General features: G+C 64.9%; 15 protein-coding genes. 10 read left to right on the top strand and 5 right to left on the bottom strand.

The annotated features are described in order from the left end of the window. Nucleotides 1-256: 256 nt before the first annotated feature. Together JQ604_RS08920 and fdhF are read left to right on the top strand one after the other, a co-directional pair. On the top strand, nt 257-1,963 hold the full coding sequence (locus tag JQ604_RS08920; RefSeq protein ID WP_212355572.1) for an NADH-ubiquinone oxidoreductase-F iron-sulfur binding region domain-containing protein: 1,707 nt from the start codon (nt 257-259) through the stop codon (nt 1,961-1,963). Next, on the top strand, nt 1,960-4,725 hold the full coding sequence (gene fdhF, locus JQ604_RS08915) for a formate dehydrogenase subunit alpha (protein WP_212355570.1): 2,766 nt from the start codon (nt 1,960-1,962) through the stop codon (nt 4,723-4,725). Before JQ604_RS08920 ends, fdhF begins: the two co-directional genes overlap by 4 nt. Nucleotides 4,726-4,827: 102 nt before the next feature. On the opposite strand, the gene corA is transcribed toward fdhF, so the two are convergent. Beyond that, nucleotides 4,828-5,844 carry a magnesium/cobalt transporter CorA gene (gene corA / locus JQ604_RS08910; protein ID WP_212355568.1) on the bottom strand — a complete coding sequence of 339 codons (1,017 nt, stop codon included), beginning with the start codon at nt 5,842-5,844 and terminating at the stop codon, nt 4,828-4,830. A gap of 236 nt (nt 5,845-6,080) precedes the next feature. Here corA and JQ604_RS08905 point away from each other — a divergent pair, with 236 nt between their 5' ends. Beyond that, nucleotides 6,081-6,362, top strand: coding sequence for a hypothetical protein (locus JQ604_RS08905; RefSeq protein ID WP_212355566.1), 282 nt, complete (start codon nt 6,081-6,083; stop codon nt 6,360-6,362). Nucleotides 6,363-6,558: 196 nt separating this feature from the next. On the opposite strand, the gene JQ604_RS08900 is transcribed toward JQ604_RS08905, so the two are convergent. The 3 genes from JQ604_RS08900 to JQ604_RS08890 form a co-directional block, all read right to left on the bottom strand. After that, complete coding sequence (locus JQ604_RS08900) at nt 6,559-7,320, bottom strand: slipin family protein (RefSeq protein ID WP_212355564.1); 762 nt, start codon at nt 7,318-7,320, stop codon at nt 6,559-6,561. Continuing rightward, complete coding sequence (locus JQ604_RS08895) at nt 7,317-8,714, bottom strand: NfeD family protein (protein WP_212355562.1); 1,398 nt, start codon at nt 8,712-8,714, stop codon at nt 7,317-7,319. The genes JQ604_RS08900 and JQ604_RS08895 overlap by 4 nt, the downstream gene beginning before the upstream one ends. Before the next feature lie 247 nt (nt 8,715-8,961). Continuing rightward, complete coding sequence (locus tag JQ604_RS08890) at nt 8,962-9,426, bottom strand: hypothetical protein (RefSeq protein ID WP_212355560.1); 465 nt, start codon at nt 9,424-9,426, stop codon at nt 8,962-8,964. 460 nt (nt 9,427-9,886) lie between these two features. On the opposite strand from JQ604_RS08890, the gene JQ604_RS08885 reads away from it, so the two are divergent. The 7 genes from JQ604_RS08885 (at nt 9,887) to JQ604_RS08855 (ending at nt 18,272) form a co-directional block, all read left to right on the top strand. Beyond that, the gene (locus tag JQ604_RS08885; RefSeq protein ID WP_016846764.1) at nt 9,887-9,976 is read left to right on the top strand and encodes a K(+)-transporting ATPase subunit F; all 90 of its coding nucleotides are present in this window, start codon (nt 9,887-9,889) and stop codon (nt 9,974-9,976) included. A gap of 117 nt (nt 9,977-10,093) precedes the next feature. Next, a complete protein-coding gene (gene kdpA / locus JQ604_RS08880; protein ID WP_212355558.1) occupies nt 10,094-11,797 on the top strand; it encodes a potassium-transporting ATPase subunit KdpA in 1,704 nt (567 codons plus the stop codon). Between the two features lie 23 nt (nt 11,798-11,820). Continuing rightward, entirely contained in the window at nt 11,821-13,932 is a 2,112-nt protein-coding gene (kdpB, locus tag JQ604_RS08875; protein WP_212355556.1) for a potassium-transporting ATPase subunit KdpB, read from the top strand. Nucleotides 13,933-13,944: 12 nt separating this feature from the next. Then, the gene (locus JQ604_RS08870; protein WP_212355546.1) at nt 13,945-14,550 is read left to right on the top strand and encodes a K(+)-transporting ATPase subunit C; all 606 of its coding nucleotides are present in this window, start codon (nt 13,945-13,947) and stop codon (nt 14,548-14,550) included. Nucleotides 14,551-14,590: 40 nt separating this feature from the next. Further along, nucleotides 14,591-17,305: a sensor histidine kinase gene (locus tag JQ604_RS08865; protein WP_212355538.1), complete on the top strand. Its 2,715-nt coding sequence runs from the start codon at nt 14,591-14,593 to the stop codon at nt 17,303-17,305. Beyond that, nucleotides 17,302-17,991 (top strand): response regulator, encoded by a 690-nt coding sequence (locus tag JQ604_RS08860; RefSeq protein WP_212355536.1) that lies wholly within the window; start codon nt 17,302-17,304, stop codon nt 17,989-17,991. Before JQ604_RS08865 ends, JQ604_RS08860 begins: the two co-directional genes overlap by 4 nt. Before the next feature lie 53 nt (nt 17,992-18,044). Next, the gene (locus tag JQ604_RS08855; protein WP_212355534.1) at nt 18,045-18,272 is read left to right on the top strand and encodes a DUF6496 domain-containing protein; all 228 of its coding nucleotides are present in this window, start codon (nt 18,045-18,047) and stop codon (nt 18,270-18,272) included. Nucleotides 18,273-18,378: 106 nt separating this feature from the next. Here the strand turns inward: JQ604_RS08855 and JQ604_RS08850 are convergent, their stop codons facing one another. Then, on the bottom strand, nt 18,379-19,263 hold the full coding sequence (locus JQ604_RS08850; RefSeq protein WP_212355532.1) for a Ku protein: 885 nt from the start codon (nt 19,261-19,263) through the stop codon (nt 18,379-18,381). Nucleotides 19,264-19,295 lie beyond the last annotated feature (32 nt).

Here is a 19,295-nt window from a genome sequence, read left to right as displayed (position 1 = left end):
GCGGTGCTGGCGGCGGCCTTTGATGGGGGCTCCGAATCGATACGGATGCGCAATCGCAGCATGGGTCGGCTTTATTGATCTTGGGGTCGTTTCCGGCTCTCATTTGCTGTGAATACGCCGGGATCGGCTTGGCCTGCCATCCGTTAAATCATTGGCGACGTGCCACTATTACTTCTCTGGAATGATTCGAATTTAGTTGGCATCTGGCATGCCAGAGACTAGACTATTGATCTGACAGCAGAACGAGACGCCTCTCATGACGACGCATGACGTGCATCAGGTCCGCACCTTCGAGCATCCCGGCGCGGGCCGGAAGCGGGCGAAAGCCACGCCCAAGGGCCGCCAGGTCGACCCGACCGCCGCGCATGAGATCGAGCAACTGCTCGGCGAGGCGCCGCGGCAGCGCGACATGCTGATCGAATATCTGCACCTGATCCAGGACACCTATCACCAGATCTCCGCCGCCCATCTCGCAGCGCTCGCCGACGAGATGAAGCTCGCCTTTGCAGAAGTGTTCGAGACCGCGACCTTCTACGCGCATTTCGACGTGGTGAAAGAGGGCGAGCCCGACATCGCACCGCTGACCATCCGCGTCTGCGACTCGCTGACCTGCGCGATGCTCGGCGCCGAGCAATTGCTGCAGGATCTGCAGTCGAGCGTGGGTCCCGGCATCCGCGTCGTGCGGGCACCGTGTGTCGGCCGCTGCGACACCGCGCCTGCCGCAGAGGTCGGTCACAACTTCATCGATCACGCAACCGTGGACAATGTGCTGGCCACCGCGAAGGCGGGCGACACGCATGCCCATCTGCCCAAATACATCGACAATGCCGCCTATGTCGCCGATGGCGGATACAAGCTGCTCAATCGCCTGCGCTCGGGTCAGCTTCCGAAGGAAGATCTGCTGAAAGCGCTCGATGACGCGAGCCTGCGCGGGCTCGGCGGCGCAGGCTTCCCGACGGGACGCAAATGGCGCGCGGTGCTCGGTGAACCCGGTCCGCGGCTGATGGCGATCAATGGCGACGAGGGCGAGCCCGGTACGTTCAAGGATCGCGTCTATCTCGAGTCCGATCCGCATCGCTTCATCGAGGGCATGCTGATCGGCGCGCATGTCGTCGAAGCCACCGATGTCTACATCTACATCCGCGACGAATATCCGGCGTCGCGCGAGATCCTCGAACGCGAGATCGCCAAGCTTCCCGCCGGCGGTCCGAAGCTGCACATGCGCCGCGGCGCCGGCGCTTACATCTGCGGCGAGGAATCTTCGCTGCTGGAGAGCATCGAGGGCAAGCGCGGACTGCCCAGGCACAAGCCGCCATATCCGTTCCAGGTCGGCCTGTTCGGCCTGCCGACGCTGATCAACAACATCGAGACGCTGTGGTGGGTGCGCGACATCGTCGAGAAGGGCGCGACGTGGTGGAAGGGCCATGGCCGCCATGAGCGCTTCGGCCTGCGCAGCTTCTCGGTCTCCGGCCGGGTGAAGAACCCCGGCATGAAGCTCGCGCCTGCGGGCATCACGGTGCGCGAGTTGATCGACGAATATTGCGGCGGCATGGCCGATGGCCACACATTCCATGCGTATCTTCCCGGCGGCGCCTCCGGCGGCATCCTGCCGGCCTCGATGGACGACATACCCCTCGATTTCGGTACGCTGGAGAAATATGGCTGCTTCATCGGTTCGGCCGCGATCGTGATCCTGTCGCAGGCCGACAGCGTGAAATTCGCCGCGCTGAACCTGATGCGCTTCTTCGAGGACGAGAGTTGCGGCCAGTGCACGCCGTGCCGGGTCGGCACCCAGAAGGCGGCGCAGCTGATGGAGCGGCCGGTCTGGGACCAGAAGCTGCTCAATGAATTGAGCCAGGCGATGCGCGATGCGTCGATCTGCGGCCTCGGGCAGGCCGCATCGAATCCGTTAACGTCTGTGATCAAATACTTCCCCGACGAGTTCAAGGAAGCTGCCGAATGACCAGGATCACGTTCGAGCTCGACGGCAAGCAGGTCGAGGCCAACGCCGGCGAAACCATCTGGCAGGTGGCGAAGCGCCACCAGACCGAGATCCCGCATCTCTGCTACTCGCCCGAGCCCGACTATCGGCCCGACGGCAATTGCCGCGCCTGCATGGTCGAGATCGAGGGCGAGCGCGTGTTGGCCGCTTCCTGCAAGCGCACGCCCAGCGTTGGCATGAAGGTCAAGTCGGCGAGCGCGCGTGCGGTCGCGGCGCAGAAGATGGTGATGGAACTGCTCGTCGCCGACCAGCCGGCGCGCGAGACCTCGCACGATCCGGACTCCAAGTTCTGGCACTGGGCGGAAAAGACCGGCGTCACCGAAAGCCGCTTCCCGGCCGCCGAACGCTGGGAGACCGACGCCAGCCATCCGGCGATGCGGGTCAATCTCGATGCCTGCATCCAGTGCGGCCTGTGCGTGCGCGCCTGCCGCGAGGTGCAGGTCAACGACGTCATCGGCATGGCCTATCGCAGCCACGGCTCGAAGATCGTGTTCGACTTCGACGACCCCATGGGCGAGTCCACGTGCGTTGCCTGCGGTGAATGCGTGCAGGCCTGCCCGACCGGCGCGCTGATGCCGGCGGTGATGCTCGACGACAAGCAGACGCGCGTCACCTATGCCGACCGGAAGGTCGATTCACTCTGCCCGTTCTGCGGCGTCGGCTGCCAGGTGACCTATCAGGTCAAGGACGAGAAGGTGATCTATGCCGAAGGCCGCGATGGTCCGGCCAATCGCAATCGCCTCTGCGTCAAGGGCCGCTTCGGTTTCGACTACATCCACCACCCGCATCGCCTGACAAAGCCGCTGGTGCGGCTGCCGAATGCGAAGAAGGATGCCAACGACCAGGTCGACCCGGCCAATCCGTTCACGCATTTCCGTGAAGCATCGTGGGAAGAGGCGCTTGATCTCGCCGCCAACGGTCTGAAGAAGATCCGCGACGAGAAGGGCGTCAAGGCGCTCGCCGGCTTCGGCTCGGCGAAGGGCTCCAATGAGGAGGCCTATCTGTTCCAGAAGCTGGTGCGCACCGGCTTCGGCTCCAACAATGTCGATCACTGCACGCGGCTGTGCCATGCCTCGTCGGTCGCGGCGCTGTTCGAAGGCCTGAGTTCGGGCGCGGTGTCGGCGCCGTTCGCCGCCGCCATGGATGCCGAGGTCATCATCGTGATCGGCGCCAACCCGACGGTGAACCACCCGGTCGCCGCGACCTACATCAAGAACGCGGCCAAGAAGGGCGCCAAACTCTACGTGCTGGACCCGCGCCGGCAGACGCTGTCGCGCCATGCGACCAAGCATCTGCAGTTCAAGCCGGGCTCTGACGTCGCGATGCTGAACGCGATGCTCAACACCATCATCACCGAGGGCCTGACCGACGATCAGTATATCGCTGGATATACCGAAGGCTTCGCGGAGCTGAAGGAGAAGATCAAGGATTTCACGCCGGAGAAGATGGCGCCGATCTGCGGCATCGATGCCGAGACCCTGCGCGAGGTCGCGCGGAATTATGCACGCGCGAAGGCGTCGATCATCTTCTGGGGGATGGGCATCAGCCAGCATGTCCACGGCACCGACAATGCGCGCTGTCTGATCGCGCTCGCGCTGATCACCGGCCAGGTCGGCCGTCCCGGCACCGGGTTGCATCCGCTGCGCGGCCAGAACAACGTGCAGGGCGCCTCCGACGCCGGCCTGATCCCGATGTTCCTGCCCGACTACCAGCCTGTCAGCCGCGACGATCTGCGCGGCAATTTCGAGAAGCTGTGGCAGCAGGAACTCGACCCCGTGCGCGGCCTGACCGTGGTCGAGATCATGAATGCGATCCACGCCGGCGAGATCACAGGCATGTATATCGAGGGCGAGAACCCCGCGATGTCCGATCCCGACCTGCAGCACGCGCGCCAGGCGCTCGCGATGCTCGATCATCTCGTGGTGCAGGATCTCTTCGTCACCGAGACCGCGTTCCATGCCGACGTGATCCTGCCGGCCTCGGCGTTCGCGGAAAAGGACGGCTCGTTCACCAACACCGATCGCCGCGTCCAGCTGGCGCGCCAGGTGATCAAGCCGCCGGGCGATGCGCGGCAGGATCTCTGGATCATCCAGGAGATCGGCAAGCGCATGGGGCTGCCGTGGAATTATGCCGGCCCCGGCGACGTCTACACCGAGATGGCGGAGCTGATGCCGTCGCTGAAGAACATCAGCTGGGAACGGCTGGTCCGTGAAGGCGCCGTCACATATCCGGCTGACGATCCGAACAAGCCCGGCAACGAGATCATCTTCACGACGGGATTCCCGACCGCGAGCGGCCGCGGCAAGATCGTGCCGGCCAAGGTGATCCCGCCGGACGAGCTGCCCGACGCCGAATATCCGATGGTGCTGTCGACGGGACGCGTGCTCGAGCATTGGCACACCGGCTCGATGACGCGGCGTGCGCAGGTGCTGGACCAGATCGAGCCCGAGGCGGTCGCCTTCATGTCGCCCAAGGACATGCGGCGCCTGCAGGTCTGGCCGGGCGATTTCATCCGCCTGCAGACCCGCCGCGGCGCGGTCGAGGTCAAGGTGCGCTCCGACCGCGACGTGCCGGAGAACATGGTGTTCATGCCGTTCTGCTATGCGGAGGCGGCGGCGAACCTCTTGACCAATCCGGCGCTCGATCCGTTCGGCAAGATTCCGGAGTTCAAGTTCTGCGCGGTCAAGGCAGAGAAAGCCGAGTTGCGGTCAGCGGCCGAGTAGTTCGAATTGTAGCCCGGATGGAGCGAAGCGAAATCCGGGGCTGCATTCTCCGCGGTTGAAGCGGCCCCGGATTGCGCTGCGCTCCATCCGGGCTACGGACTGCTACAACCACCCCACTCGCCGGAACCGCCAGAACAGCACCGCGCAGACGGTCACGATCGCGCCGATCACGGCAAAGTAGCCATACTCCCATTCCAGCTCCGGCATGTGCTTGAAGTTCATGCCGTAGATTCCTGCAATCATGGTCGGCACTGCGACGATCGCGAGCCACGAGGCGAGCTTCTTGGAGATCGCGGTCTCCTGTGCCTGGCCGACCAGCAGGCTCGCTTCAAACGCGAACGCCAGAACCTCGCGCAGGGAATCGATCCGTTCCTGGACGGTGCGGACGTGGTCGGTGACGTCGCGGAACAACGGGCGCATCGTCGGGCGCACCATCGGCAGATTGTCATGCTCCAGCCGGCGGCAGACCTCGACGAGAGGCCCCACCGCGTTGCGCAGCCGCAGCAGATCGCGCCGCAAGAGATACAGCCGCTCGATCTGCGCACGCGTCATCGCGCTCGCTAGCACCTCGGCCTCCATCGCCTCGACCTCCACCTGAATGGTTTCGAGCACCGGCGAGTAGTTGTCGACGATGAAGTCGAGGATGGCGTAGAGGATGTAGTCTTCGCCGCGGGCGAGCGCGCGCGGACAGCTCTCGCAGCGTTCGCGCACCGGCTTGTACGAGGTCGAGGCGCCGTGGCGGACCGAGACGATGTAGCCCTCGCCGACGAACAGATGCGTCTCGCCGAAGGCGATGCTGTCGCCGTCGAGCTGCGCGGTGCGCGCCACGATGAACAGCGCGTCGCCATACTGCTCGATCTTCGGCCGCTGATGCGCATGATCGGCGTCCTCGATCGCGAGGTCGTGCAGCTCGAACTGCTGCTGCACCCGCTTGAGCAGTTGCGTCTCCGGCTCGTGCAGGCCGATCCACACCACATGATCCGGCTTGCTGCGCCAGCTGCCGGCCTCGTCGATCGCGATATTGGCGACGCGCCGTCCGTCGACATAGGCACCGGCGGCGATCACGCCGTCCGAGGTGACGGGTTCGGTGCTCGCACTGGCTGGCGATACGACGTTCATGGTTTCCACCCTTTGCGACAGATACCGGCCTGCTCGGCGGCGCGTCGTTTCGCAAAGGCTAGCACCGCCGGGGCTCTCGTCAATGCGTGGGGGAGAGGCCGTGTTCCCGTAGGGCCGGTCAACTCTTATGCGGACCCTATACGGATCGGTGGCAGCCCGTCTCGAATTCCTACGACGATGTCAGCATCTTCTCCCATGACGCGGTGCACAGCTGCGCCGCCATGGGATAACACGAGATGACCCTGCTTTATCAGAACGAGATTCGCCTGCGCGGGACGGCGCGCGCCCGGAGCTTTTCGCCGGCGCGCGTCCTCCGCCGGCTCGGCGCGACGCTGCGGATGATTCACCGGGCCATTGCTGCCGCGAAGATCAGGCGGTTGCGCAACGAGCTGAGGTGGCACGCGGCAAGCCAGAGGGACGGCGCGTTGACCGGCGACCGCCGCCTCGCCAATGCCGGCCAGGATGCCGAAAGCTATCCGCGGCAGCCGGTCGTGCTTGGTGAGAAATGGGACTATTGAGATGACGGCGCGCGCCCTGCTGCAAACGCTTCTCGGGCGGTTGCTATCCGTCCTCGCCAGGCTCGCCTGCGAGCCCGTCGGCATCTACCGTCCCGAAGCGCATTACATGCGTGGCCCCGGACCGGCATGGCGGGCGAAGCATCGTTAGTCCTGGCATGCGCCGGCGCGAGCCACGGTTCGCCGACAAGCGGCGAAGTCAGGTCGCTTCGCTGCGCCGTGTCAGGTGATCCAGCAGGTTCATCGGGAGCGGGAAGACGACAGTCGAGGAGCGTTCGCCCGCGATGTCATGCAGCGCCGCGAAATAGCGCAGCTGCATGGCTTGCGGCTCCTGCGCCAGGATCCTTCCCGCCTCGACCAGTTTCTCGGCGGCCTGCTGCTCGCCCATCGCGTTGATCACCTTGGCGCGCCGCAACCGTTCCGCCTCGGCCTGCTTGGCGATCGCCCGCACCATGGTCTCGTTGATATCGACATCCTTGATCTCGATCCCGGTCACCTTGATGCCCCAGACGTCGGTCTGCTTGTCGAGGATTTCCTGGATGTCGGCGTTCAGCCTGTCGCGTTCCGCCAGCATCTCGTCGAGCTCATGCTTGCCGAGCACCGAGCGCAGCGTGGTCTGTGCGAGCTGGCTGGTCGCGGCGAGGTAGTCGCTGACCTTGATGATGGCGCGCTCGGCATCGACGATGCGGAAGTAGAGGACGGCGTTGACCTTGACCGAGACGTTGTCGCGCGAAATCACGTCCTGCGGCGGCACGACCTGGACCACCACCCGAAGATCGACCTTCACGAGTTGCTGCACGACCGGAATCAGGATGATCAGCCCCGGGCCCTTGACTCCGGTGAAGCGGCCGAGCGTGAAGATGACGCCGCGCTCATATTCGCGCAGGACCCGAACGGCCTGGGTCAGGAATATGATCACGAGCAGCGCCAGCGCCGCGTAGCTGAAATAATCGAGCGTCATGCTGTACCTCCCTCGCCCGTGGAGGCCGGTGCGCGCCGGACCACGAGCGTCAAATCGATGATGTTGGCCACTTCGACCCGGTCTCCGGACTTGAACGTCTCGGTGCCGCGGGCCTGCCAGCGCTCACCATTGGTGAAGACGTGCCCCCTCGTCTCGGACCAGTCGAGCACCTCGGCGGGAAGGCCTTGCATCGCCTGCGCGCCGACCCGGACCGGCCCCTTGCGGGCGCGGCGAAGCGAGCCGAGCACGACGAGAAAGAACGCGACGAACACCGCGATCGTGCCGCCGATCACCCACCATGACAGCCTGTAGCCGGGTGCTTCAACGCGGAAGAGCATCAGCGCGCCCAGCGCAACGGCGATGGCCCCGCCGAAGCCAATCACGATCGTCGGGTTGAAGACTTCGATGGTGAGGAGCGCGAGCCCGACCAGCATCAGGGCGAAGCCGGCGTAGTTGATCGGGAGCATGTTGAGGGCATAGAGGCCGAGCAGCAGGCAGATTGTGCCGACGACCCCGGGGGCGACCGCGCCGGGGGACATGAACTCGAAGATCAGCCCGTAGATGCCGATCATCAGCAGGATAAAGGCCACGTTGGGATTGGTGATGACCGCAAGCAGGCGCGAGATCCAGCCGGGATCGATGGCTTCGACCGTTGCATCCGTCGTCGTCAGGCGTTGCGTCCTGCCGCCTGCAACCTCCACCACGCGCCCGTCGATCTGTTTTAGCAAATCCGCCGGATCGCGCGCGATGAGGTCGATGGCCTTGGCCTGCAGCGCGCCGTTGGCGGAGAGGGTGGCGGCTTCACGCACCGCCTTCTCGGCCCAGTCGGCATTGCGGCCACGCAATTCGGCAAGGCTGCGGATATAGGCGACGGCATCATTGGTCGCCTTGGCCATCATGGCGTCCTTTGCTTCCGCCGGACGGTCGCCATCCTTTTTGTCCTTGCCGTTCTTGTCGGGCGTTCCGCTCGGTAGCCCCGGAATCGGGCTGCCAATCTGCACCGGCGTTGCAGCACCGATATTGGTACCGGGCGCCATGGCCGCGATGTGCGTCGCGTAGAGGATGTAGGTCCCGGCACTCGCGGCATGGGCGCCGGAGGGCGCGACGAATCCGGCGACAGGAACGGGCGAGGCGAGCACGTCGGCGATGATCTCGCGCATGCTGGTGTTGAGACCGCCCGGCGTATTCAGGCGCAGCACGACGATTTCGGCGCGCCGTTCGGCCGCCTTGGCCAGGGCGTCCTTGACGTAGCTGGCCGACGCCGGTCCGATGGCGCCGTCGATTGAGATCGTCAGGGCCAGACGACGGTTCTCCTCCGCCGCACCCGGACGGATCGAGACAAAGAGAGCGACGACCACAGCCGCCGCAACGAGAGCCGCCTTCAAGGTCTGCACGGCAAGCACTCCCTTGCCGGGGATATGGGGTTCGGCTCGGGAACCTCAATATGGGTGGCACGCGCCGACGACGATCGCGCGAGGCATTGTGCATTGCGATGGAGCCGTGACGCTGCGCCTGTTGCGCGCGGCAGCGCGACCTTTATCGCGTTGGGATGGTCGCGCTCGAGCAGCGTGGCGAGAAGCCCATCAGGACTCGTGACGGATGAGGTCTTGCGGGAGGTCTCTTGTACCCATACGAGTACGATCAGCCGAAATTCTCGCTCAGCATCGGCTCATAGAGCGCGCCCGTGTTGCGGCGCACGGCCGGCACGCTGGTTCGGCTCTCCGGCGCCGTCGCGCGCTGCGCTTCGACGAAACCGGCGAGGATCGCAAGGGCGAGATCCGCATGATGGGTCTCGATCGACTGGTCGAGCCAGTCGGGCAACTCGCGCTCGCGCGACAGCGCACAGTGCCACTCGCCCTCGTCGTAGACCAGGCGGCGGACCTGCCATTGCGGCAGCTCCAGGTCGAGCAGCGCCAGCGCCGCGTCGGTCCAGGCGCCGGATGCGATCAGCCGCTCGACCTGCGCGGTCTTGCCGCGCTGCCCCTGCGACGGGAAGCGTCGGCAGGCCTGGCTGATGATGTCGGTCATGAACTCGGTGGTGACCGCACAGGCATCGCGGAGCCGGTCGCCGAGATCGGGGTGTAGATTTTCTGATAGCAACGACATGGCGTCATCTCGTCTCAAGCGCGGCCGAAAGCTCGGGCCGCATATGCAAAATGACCAAAGCGCCGTTTGAAAACGAGATGAGGCAGGCGCGCGAGATATAGGAATTTCATAGGCATGGGAGGGGATCTGTAGGGTGGGCAAAGCGAAGCGTGCCCACCACTCTTGCACCGCTCGTGCGATGGTGGGCACGTCGCTAGCGCTCCTTTGCCCACCCTACAGGTTGGGCCTGTGTCGAGCCCTTATAGGATTCCTATAACGTCCCTATTGGTCGCATCTCGAAAACCTATGCCGTGGATGGCACTTCACGACCATCCGGTGCGGAAGCCTTTATGGCCCTGCCGCGCCCACGACGTAGGAGCTTCCCATGATGGACATTCTGATGGCGTTGCTGGCGGCCGGCCTGTTCGCGGCCGGGATCGGCTACGCCTATGCCTGCGAACGGCTGTAAGCGGAGGGTGCGATGATCTTCGATTATTCGCTCGCCGGCCTCGTTTCGCTGGGCCTGCTGTTCTACCTCACCTACGCGCTGCTGCGGCCCGAGCGCTTCTGAGCCGCGCCGTGCTCACCCTGTGCACCATTCTGGCGGCAGATGCGGCCCTGACCGGGCTCCTGCTTGCCGTGGTCGTTTTGCTTCTGCCACCACAGCCCATTCGAAAGGTTTGACGCGATGACCGTCATCGGCTGGATCCAAATTCTCCTTTATTGCGCGATCGTGGTCGCGCTGGTCAAACCGCTCGGCTGGTACATGACCCGCGTATTCAACGGCGAGAGCACCTTCCTGTCTCCCGTGCTGCGCCCGCTCGAGCGCGGGCTGTACTGGGTCGGCGGTGTCGACGAGAAGCGCGAGCAGCACTGGCTCACCTACACGATCGCCATGCTGCTGTTCCACGTCGGCGGCGTCGTGATCATCTACGCCCTGATGCGGCTGCAGGCCGTTCTGCCGTTCAATCCGGCCGGCCAATCCGCGGTTGCCGAGGACCTCTCCTTCAATACGGCGATCTCCTTCATCACCAACACCAACTGGCAGAATTACGGCGGCGAGAGCACGCTGTCCTATCTGGTGCAGATGCTCGGCCTGACGCACCAGAACTTCCTGTCGGCTGCAACCGGCATCGCGCTCGCCGTGGCGCTGATCCGCGGCTTTTCGCGTTCCTCGATGCGAACCGTCGGCAATTTCTGGGTCGACGTCACGCGCTGCACGCTCTATGTGCTGCTGCCGATCTGCATCGTCTACACGCTGTTCCTGGTCTGGCAGGGCATGCCGCAGACGCTCGGCGCCTATGTCGATGCCACCACGCTGGAGGGCGGCAAGCAGACCATCGCGCTCGGTCCGGTCGCATCGCAAGTCGCCATCAAGATGCTCGGCACCAACGGCGGCGGCTTCTTCAACGCCAACGCCGCGCATCCGTTCGAGAACCCGACCGCGCTGTCGAATTTCGTGCAGATGATCTCGATCTTCGCGCTGGGGGCGGCCCTGACCAACGTGTTCGGCCGCATGGTCGGCAATGAGCGCCAGGGTTGGGCGATCCTCGCCGTGATGGGCGTGCTGTTCATCGCCGGCGTCGCCATCACTTACTGGGCGGAAGCCAATGGCACCACGGCGTTGCAGGCGCTCGGCCTGACCGGCGGCAACATGGAGGGCAAGGAGGTCCGCTTCGGCATCGTCGCGTCCTCGCTGTTCGCCGTCATCACCACGGCGGCCTCGTGCGGCGCGGTCAACGCCATGCATGACAGCTTCACCGCGCTGGGCGGCATGATCCCGCTGATCAATATCGAGCTCGGCGAGATCGTCGTCGGCGGCGTCGGCGCCGGCATGTACGGCATGCTGCTGTTCGTCATTCTCGCGATCTTCGTGGCGGGCCTGATGGTCGGCCGCACGCCGGAATATGTCGGCAAGAAGATCGAGGCGCGCGAGGTCAAGATGGCGATGCTCGCCATCCTGGTGCTGCCGCTGATGATCCTGGGCTGGACCGCGGTCGCCGTCGTGTATCCGCCGGCCGTGGCCTCGATGGCCAATGCCGGCCCGCACGGGTTCTCGGAAGTGCTGTACGCCTACACCTCGCAGACCGGCAATAACGGCTCGGCATTCGCAGGCCTGACCGGCAACACGTTCTTCTACAACACGACCGGTGCCGTTGCGATGTTCGTCGGCCGCTTCTTCATGATCGTCCCCGCGATGGCGATCGCGGGATCGCTTGCGGAGAAGAAGTCGATCCCGCCCTCGATGGGCACGTTCCCGACCACCGGCGGCCTGTTCGTCGGTCTTGTGGTCGGCGTGATCCTGATCATGGGCGGTCTCACCTTCTTCCCGGCGCTGGCGCTCGGACCGATCGTCGAGCATCTCGCCATGAACGCCAACATGCTGTTCTGATCGAATTGACTGGAGTGACTTCCATGGAAACCATGAAACTGCAGAAACAGGTCAAGGCGTCGACCATGCTCGACCCGAAGATTCTGCTGCCTGCGATCAAGTCGGCGGTGGTCAAGCTCGATCCGCGGCTGATGATCAAGAACCCCGTGATGTTCGTGGTCGAGATCGTCGCCGCGCTGACCACGGTGATCTTCATCCGTGATCTCGTGACCGGTGGTGCAAGCCTCGGCTTCACCTTCCAGATCATCGTCTGGCTCTGGTTCACCGTGCTGTTTGCCAATTTCGCCGAAGCCGTCGCCGAAGGCCGCGGCAAGGCGCAGGCTGAATCGCTGAAGAAGACCCGTACCGAGAGCCAGGCCAAGCTGCTCACCGGCACGGACCGGACCTATCGCATGGTACCCGGCACCTCGCTGAAGGTCGGCGACATCGTGCTGGTCGAGGCCGGCGACAACATCCCCTCCGACGGTGAGGTGATCGAAGGCGTTGCCTCGGTGAACGAAGCCGCCATCACCGGCGAGTCCGCGCCTGTGATCCGTGAGTCCGGCGGCGACCGTTCGGCGGTGACCGGCGGCACCCAGGTGCTGTCCGACTGGATCCGCGTCCGCATCACCGCGGCCCAGGGCTCGACCTTCATCGACCGCATGATCAAGCTGGTGGAAGGCGCCGAGCGGCAGAAGACGCCGAACGAGATCGCGCTGAACATCCTGCTCGCCGGCCTGACCATCATCTTCGTGTTTGCGACCGTCACGATCCCGAGCTACGCGGCCTATGCCGGGGGCTCGATCTCGGTCGTGATCCTGGTGGCGCTGTTCGTGACGCTGATCCCGACCACGATCGGTGCGCTCCTGTCGGCGATCGGCATTGCCGGCATGGACCGTCTGGTGCGCTTCAACGTGCTGGCGATGTCCGGTCGCGCGGTGGAAGCCGCCGGCGACGTCGATACGCTGCTGCTGGACAAGACCGGGACCATCACGCTCGGTAACCGTCAGGCGACCGCGTTCCGTCCCGTGCGCGGCGTCTCCGAGCAGGATCTGGCGGATGCGGCCCAGCTGGCTTCGCTGGCCGACGAGACGCCGGAAGGGCGCTCCATCGTCGTGCTGGCCAAGGAGAAATACGGTATCCGCGGCCGTGAGATGCACGAGCTTCACGCGACCTTCGTGCCGTTCACGGCGCAGACCCGGATGAGCGGCATCGACGCCGGCACCATGTCGGTCCGCAAGGGCGCGGTGGATGCGATCCTCAGCTATGTCGAAGGCGGCGAACCCCGCGTCGTCGCGTCCGGCAATACCGTTCGCTCCATTCAGGCGACGATGAGTGCGGAGGCGCGCGAGATCCAGTCCATCGCCGACGAGATCTCCAAGGCCGGCGGCACGCCGCTTGCGGTCGCCAAGGACGGCAAGCTGCTCGGTGTGGTGCACCTCAAGGACATCGTCAAGGGCGGCATCCGCGAGCGCTTCGCCGAGCTGCGTCGGATGGGCATCCGCACCGTGATGATCACCGGCGATAATCCGATGACGGCGGCGGCGATCGCGGCGGAAGCCGGCGTCGACGATTTCCTGGCGCAGGCGACCCCGGAGGACAAGCTCAAGCTGATCCGCGACGAGCAGGCCAAGGGCAAGCTGGTGGCGATGTGCGGCGACGGCACCAATGACGCGCCGGCGCTCGCCCAGGCCGACGTCGGCGTCGCCATGAACACCGGCACGCAGGCCGCGCGCGAGGCGGGCAACATGGTCGACCTCGACTCCAATCCGACCAAGCTGATCGAGGTGGTCGAGATCGGCAAGCAGCTGCTGATGACCCGTGGCGCGCTGACCACGTTCTCGATCGCCAACGACGTCGCGAAATACTTTGCGATCATTCCGGCGATGTTCCTGGCGTTCTATCCGCAACTCGGGGTGCTGAATGTCATGCATCTGGCGAGCCCGCAGAGCGCCATCCTGTCGGCGATCATCTTCAACGCGCTGATCATCATCGCGCTGATCCCGCTGGCGCTGAAGGGCGTCAAGTACCGCGCGGTCGGTGCCGGCGCGCTGCTCCGCCGCAACCTGATGATCTACGGCCTCGGCGGCATCATCATTCCCTTCATCGGCATCAAGGCGATCGACCTCGTCGTCGCCGCCCTGGGCCTGGCCTGAGGAGTTCACATCATGCTTCGCGAAATCCGCCCCGCCATCATCTTGCTGCTCGCGCTCACTGCGATCACGGGGCTTGCCTATCCGCTCGCCATGACCGCGATTGCCGGCGCCATCTTTCCGAAACAGGCTGAAGGCAGCCTGATCGAGAAGGACGGCAAGGTGGTTGGCTCCGCCCTGATCGGGCAGGAGTTCAAGGACGACAAATATTTCCACGGCCGCCTGTCCGCGACGCTCGCGCCTGATCCGAATGATTCGACCAAGACGGTTTCCGCGCCCTACAACGCGGCGAACTCCGGCGGCTCCAATCTCGGTCCGACCAGCAAGGCGCTGAACGACCGGATCAAGGAGGACGTCGACAAGCTGAAGGCCGAGAACCCCGACGCGGCCGTCCCCGTCGACCTCGTCACCACCTCCGCAAGCGGTCTGGACCCGGATATCTCGCCGGAGGCCGCACTGTTCCAGGTGCCGCGGATCGCGAAGGTGCGGAAGCTGCCGGAAGAGCAACTGCGCCAGCTGGTCACCCAGTACACGCAGTCCCGCTTTGCCGGTCTGCTCGGCGAGCCCCGCGTTAACGTTCTTGCGCTCAATCTGGCGCTGGACGGCGCTGCCACGAAATAGGAGAATTGGGCGGCCCCGAACCGGATGACTATATTGCCGTATGGCAAATCAGCGCCTCGACCTTGAAAAACGACCTTCGCCGGACGCGCTGCTGGAAGCGGCGCGCCGCGAGAACGACCGGGCGGGGCGGCTGAAAATCTTCATCGGCGCGGCGCCCGGCGTCGGCAAGACCTACGAGATGCTGCAAAGCGCCCACGCCCGCCTTAAGGCGGGCGTCGACGTCGTGGTCGGCTTTGTCGAGACCCACGGCCGGGTCGAGACCGAGGCGCTGGTCAAGGGGCTGGAGGTGATCCCGCGCAAGCGGCTCAGCTATCGCGACCAGACGCTGGAGGAGATGGATCTGGACGCGCTGATCGCGCGGCGCCCCCAACTGGCATTGGTCGACGAGCTCGCCCATACCAATGCGCCGGGCAGCCGTCATCCGAAGCGCCATCTCGACGTCGAGGAGTTGCTCTCGCACGGCATCGACGTCTACACCGCCGTCAACATCCAGCACATCGAGAGCCTCAACGATGTCGTCGCGCAGATCACCCATGTGCGGGTGCGCGAGACCGTGCCGGACTCGGTGTTCGATCGCGCCGATGCGATCGAGCTGATCGATCTCACGCCCGACGATCTGATCCAGCGGCTGAAGGAGGGCAAGGTCTATGTGCCCAAGCAGGCCGAGCGGGCGCTGGAGCATTACTTCTCGCCGGGCAACCTGACCGCGTTGCGCGAGCTGGCGTTGCGCCGCACCGCCGAACGGGTCGACGAGCAACTGCTCAACCACATGCAGGCCAACGCCATCGCCGGCCCCTGGGCGGCCGGTGAACGCATCCTGGTCTGCCTCAGCGAGGACCCGCGCGCCGCTGGTCTCGTGCGCTACACCAAGCGTCTCGCGGACCGTTTGCACGCACCCTGGACCGCGATCAGCATCGAGACGCGGCGCAGCCTGCAATTGACCGACGAGCAGCGCGACCGGCTCGCCGACACGATGCGGCTTGCGGAATCGCTCGGCGGCGAGGCGGTGACCGTTCCCGGCGTCGGGCGCCGCATTGCCGACGACGTCATCAATTTCGCCCACGCCAACAACGTCACCCAGATCATCATCGGCAAGTCGACGCGTTCGCGCTGGTTCGAGATGACGCGCGGCTCCGTTGTGCACGATCTGGTCCGCCGCGCCGGCAATATCAGCGTCAACGTGATCGCGGGCGACGAGCAGCCGGTCGGCAAGACGCCGGTGCAGACCGCGGCGCGGCAGGAGCCGTTCAATCCGCGGCCCTATCTCTGGTCGCTGCTGACGGTGGCGGTTGCGCTCGGTGTTGCCATTCTGATCGAACCCTGGTTCGGCATCGAGAATGTCGACCTCGTGCTGCTCACCGCCGTGGTTGGCGTCGCGGTCCGCTACGGCCTGTGGCCTTCGTTGCTGGCGACCGTCGCGGCGTCGCTATGCTACAATTTCTTCTTCCTGCCGCCGGTCTACACGTTCACGATCACCGATCCGACCAACGTCGCGGCCTTCTTCCTGTTCATGGTGGTCGCGATCCTGGTCTCCAATGTCGCTGCGCGGGTACGCACCCAGGCGGACACTGCGATCGGTCGCGTCCGCACCACGGAATCGCTTTACGCCTTCAGCCGCAAGCTCGCGGGCACTGCAACGCTCGACGATGTCTTGTGGGCGACCGCCTACCAGACGGCACTGATGCTGAAGGTGCGCGTGGTGCTGCTGCTGCCGGAGGAGGGCGTGCTGACCGTGAAGGCCGGCTATCCGCCGGAGGACCAGCTCGACAAGGCCGACCTTGCCGCCGCCAACTGGGCCTGGGGCAATGACCGGCCGGCCGGCCGTGGCTCCGACACGCTGCCTGGCGCCAAGCGGCTGTTCTTGCCGATGCGCACCGGCCGCGGCGCGATCGGCGTGATCGGCATCGACGACGACCGCACCGGGCCGCTGCTGACCCCGGATCAACGCCGTCTGCTGGATGCGCTGGTCGACCAGGGTGGGCTCGCCATCGAGCGCGTGCTGCTGGTCGAGGACATGGACCGCGTCAAGCGCACGGTGGAGTCCGATCGCCTGCGCGGCGCGCTCCTGACCTCCATCTCGCATGATCTCAAGACGCCGCTCGCTTCCGTGCTCGGCTCCGCTTCGACCTTGCGCGATCTTGGGGCGAGCCTCACCGATGCACAGAAGCACGATCTGCTGGCGACCGTGATCGACGAGTCCGAGCGGCTGAACCGCTTCATCGCCAATCTGCTCGATATGACCAAGCTCGAATCCGGCGCCGTCGTGCCGAACACCGCTCGCCACGATGTCGGCGAGATCGTCGGCAGCGCCCTGCGCCGCGCCGGCAAGATCCTCGTCCATCACAAGGTGTCGCTGGAGCTTGCCTCCGATCTGCCGATGCTGGAGCTCGACGCCGTGCTGTTCGAGCAGGTGCTGTTCAATCTGCTCGACAACGCCGCCAAATATGCGCCTGCGGACACCACCATTTCGATTCGCAGCGCGCGCGACCGCAATACGATCGCGCTGCAGATCATGGACGAGGGTAACGGCATTCCGCCTGCGGAGCTGGAAAGCGTGTTCGACAAGTTCTATCGCGCCGAGAAGGGCGACCATGTCCGCCCGGGTACTGGCCTCGGGCTCGCGATCTCCCGCGGCTTCGTCGAGGCGATGCGCGGCACGATCGCGGCCGCCAACCGCGCCGATCGCAGCGGGGCCGTGATCACCATCCGGCTGCCTGTGCCGGCCGACACCAACGCGCTGGATACCGCCGCATGAATGCAACGCCGATCAAGGTCCTGGTCATCGATGACGAGCCGCCGATCCGCAAATTGCTGCGGATGGGGCTCTCCACGCAAGGCTACGACATCCTGGAAGCCTCCAATGGCAAGATGGCGCTGGAGATGCTGAGCGAGGATCCTGCGCTGATCATCCTCGATCTTGGCCTGCCTGATATCCAGGGGCATGATCTCTTGCGCATGATCCGCGGCCGCAACGAGGCCGTGCCGATCGTGGTGCTGTCGAGCCGCGGCGACGAGGCCGGCAAGGTGCAGGCGCTCGACCTCGGCGCCGACGACTATCTGACAAAGCCGTTCGGCATGGATGAATTGCTGGCGCGGCTGCGCGCCGCGCTGCGTCACCAGCTGCAGGTGCAGGGCGAGCGTCCGGTGTTTCGCTCCGGCGATCTTTCGGTCGATTTGGTGCGGCGGATCGTCAAGGTCGGCGAGAAGGAGATAAAGCTCTCGCCGAAGGAGTACGATTTGCTGCGCGTGCTGGTGCAGCATGCCGGCAAGGTGCTGACGCATCGCTTCCTGCTGAAGGAATTGTGGGATGAGCTGACCGATGCGCAATATCTGCGCGTCTACGTCCGCCAGCTGCGCCAGAAGATCGAGGCCGATCCGGAACGTCCGCAATTCGTGCTGACCGAGACCGGCATCGGCTATCGGCTGCGTGCGGCGGACTAAACGGAACTTTCGCTCCTGGGATCGATTACCCGACATCACCCGGGAGCAACGTCATGGCAAGAAAGTATTCCAGGAAGGCGTCAGCCGACGTCAAGCGCGCGATGAAGAAGCGCAAGGCCGGCACGCTGCGCAGCGGCCGCTCCAAGAAGAAGGTGACGAGCCGCAAGCAGGCGATCGCGATCGGACTCTCCGAGGCGCGCGCCAAGGGCAAGAAGGTGCCGAAGAAGGCAGCCAAGAAGCGGAAGACCAGCAAGAAGCGCAAGAGCGCGAAGAAGCGCTGAGCGCGCAGCGTGCTCTCGTCATGCCCGGGCTTGTCCCGGGCATCCACTTTCTTGGGCAAAGAAGACGTGGATGGCCGGGACAAGCCCGGCCATGACGGAAGTGGACCTAGCTTGCCTTCCGCGACCGCGCTGTCGAGCGATGCGCCTTCTTCGCTGGCCTGCGGTGTGATGTCTGTCTCCGCGCGGTGGAACGGGACTTCCGCGCCGCGCCGCGACCCTTGAGGCTCTGTTTCAGCGCATCTATCAGGCTGACGACGTTGCTGGGCTTCTCCTCCCGTTCGACGGCCTTGATCGGCTTGCCCGAGGCCTTGCGGCGGACCAGCGCCTTGAGCGCGGTCTCGTACTCGTCCTTGAACTTCGACGGATCGAAATGCGCGGCCTTGCTGTCGAGGATATGGCCGGCCAGCTCGACCATGTCCTTGGTGATCTTCGGGCTCTTGATGTCGTCAAAATAGTCCTCCTCGTCGCGTAGCTCGTAGGGGAAGCGGAGGGTGGTGCCGAGCAAGCCCTTGCCCAGCGGCTCGATGGCGATGATGTGCTCGCGGTTGGTCAGCACAATGCGCGCCAACGCGACGCGGTCCTGATCCTTCATCGCGTCGCGGATCACCGCGAAGGCGTCGGCTCCGGCCTTGCCGTCGGGGCGGATATAATAGGGGTGGTTGAGGTAGCGCTTGTCGATCTCGTCGCGCGGAACGAAGCTGTCGATGTCGATGGCGTGGCTGCTTTCGATCGCCACCGCGTCGAGCTCGTCGCGTTCGATCTCGACATATTCGCCCTTCCTTAGCTCGTAGCCGCGGCCCTTCTGCTCGCCCTCGACGACATCGCCGGTCTCGGCGTCGACCATCTGCTGCTTGAGGCGGTTGCCGGTCTCGCGGTTGATCATGTGGAAGCGGGTTTTCTCGACCGAGGTCGAGGCCGGGTACAGCGCCACCGGGCACGACACCAGCGAGAGTTTGAGCGTGCCTTTCCAGTAGGGGCGAGGGGCGGCCATGATCGTCTCCAACAGCTTGAGTTTGAAACGCC

It is taken from the genome of Bradyrhizobium jicamae, assembly GCF_018130695.1.
GTDB lineage: Bacteria > Pseudomonadota > Alphaproteobacteria > Rhizobiales > Xanthobacteraceae > Bradyrhizobium > Bradyrhizobium jicamae_B.
The sequence above is the reverse complement of the archived record's forward strand: the minus strand, read 5'-3'. Positions and strand labels throughout refer to the sequence as shown.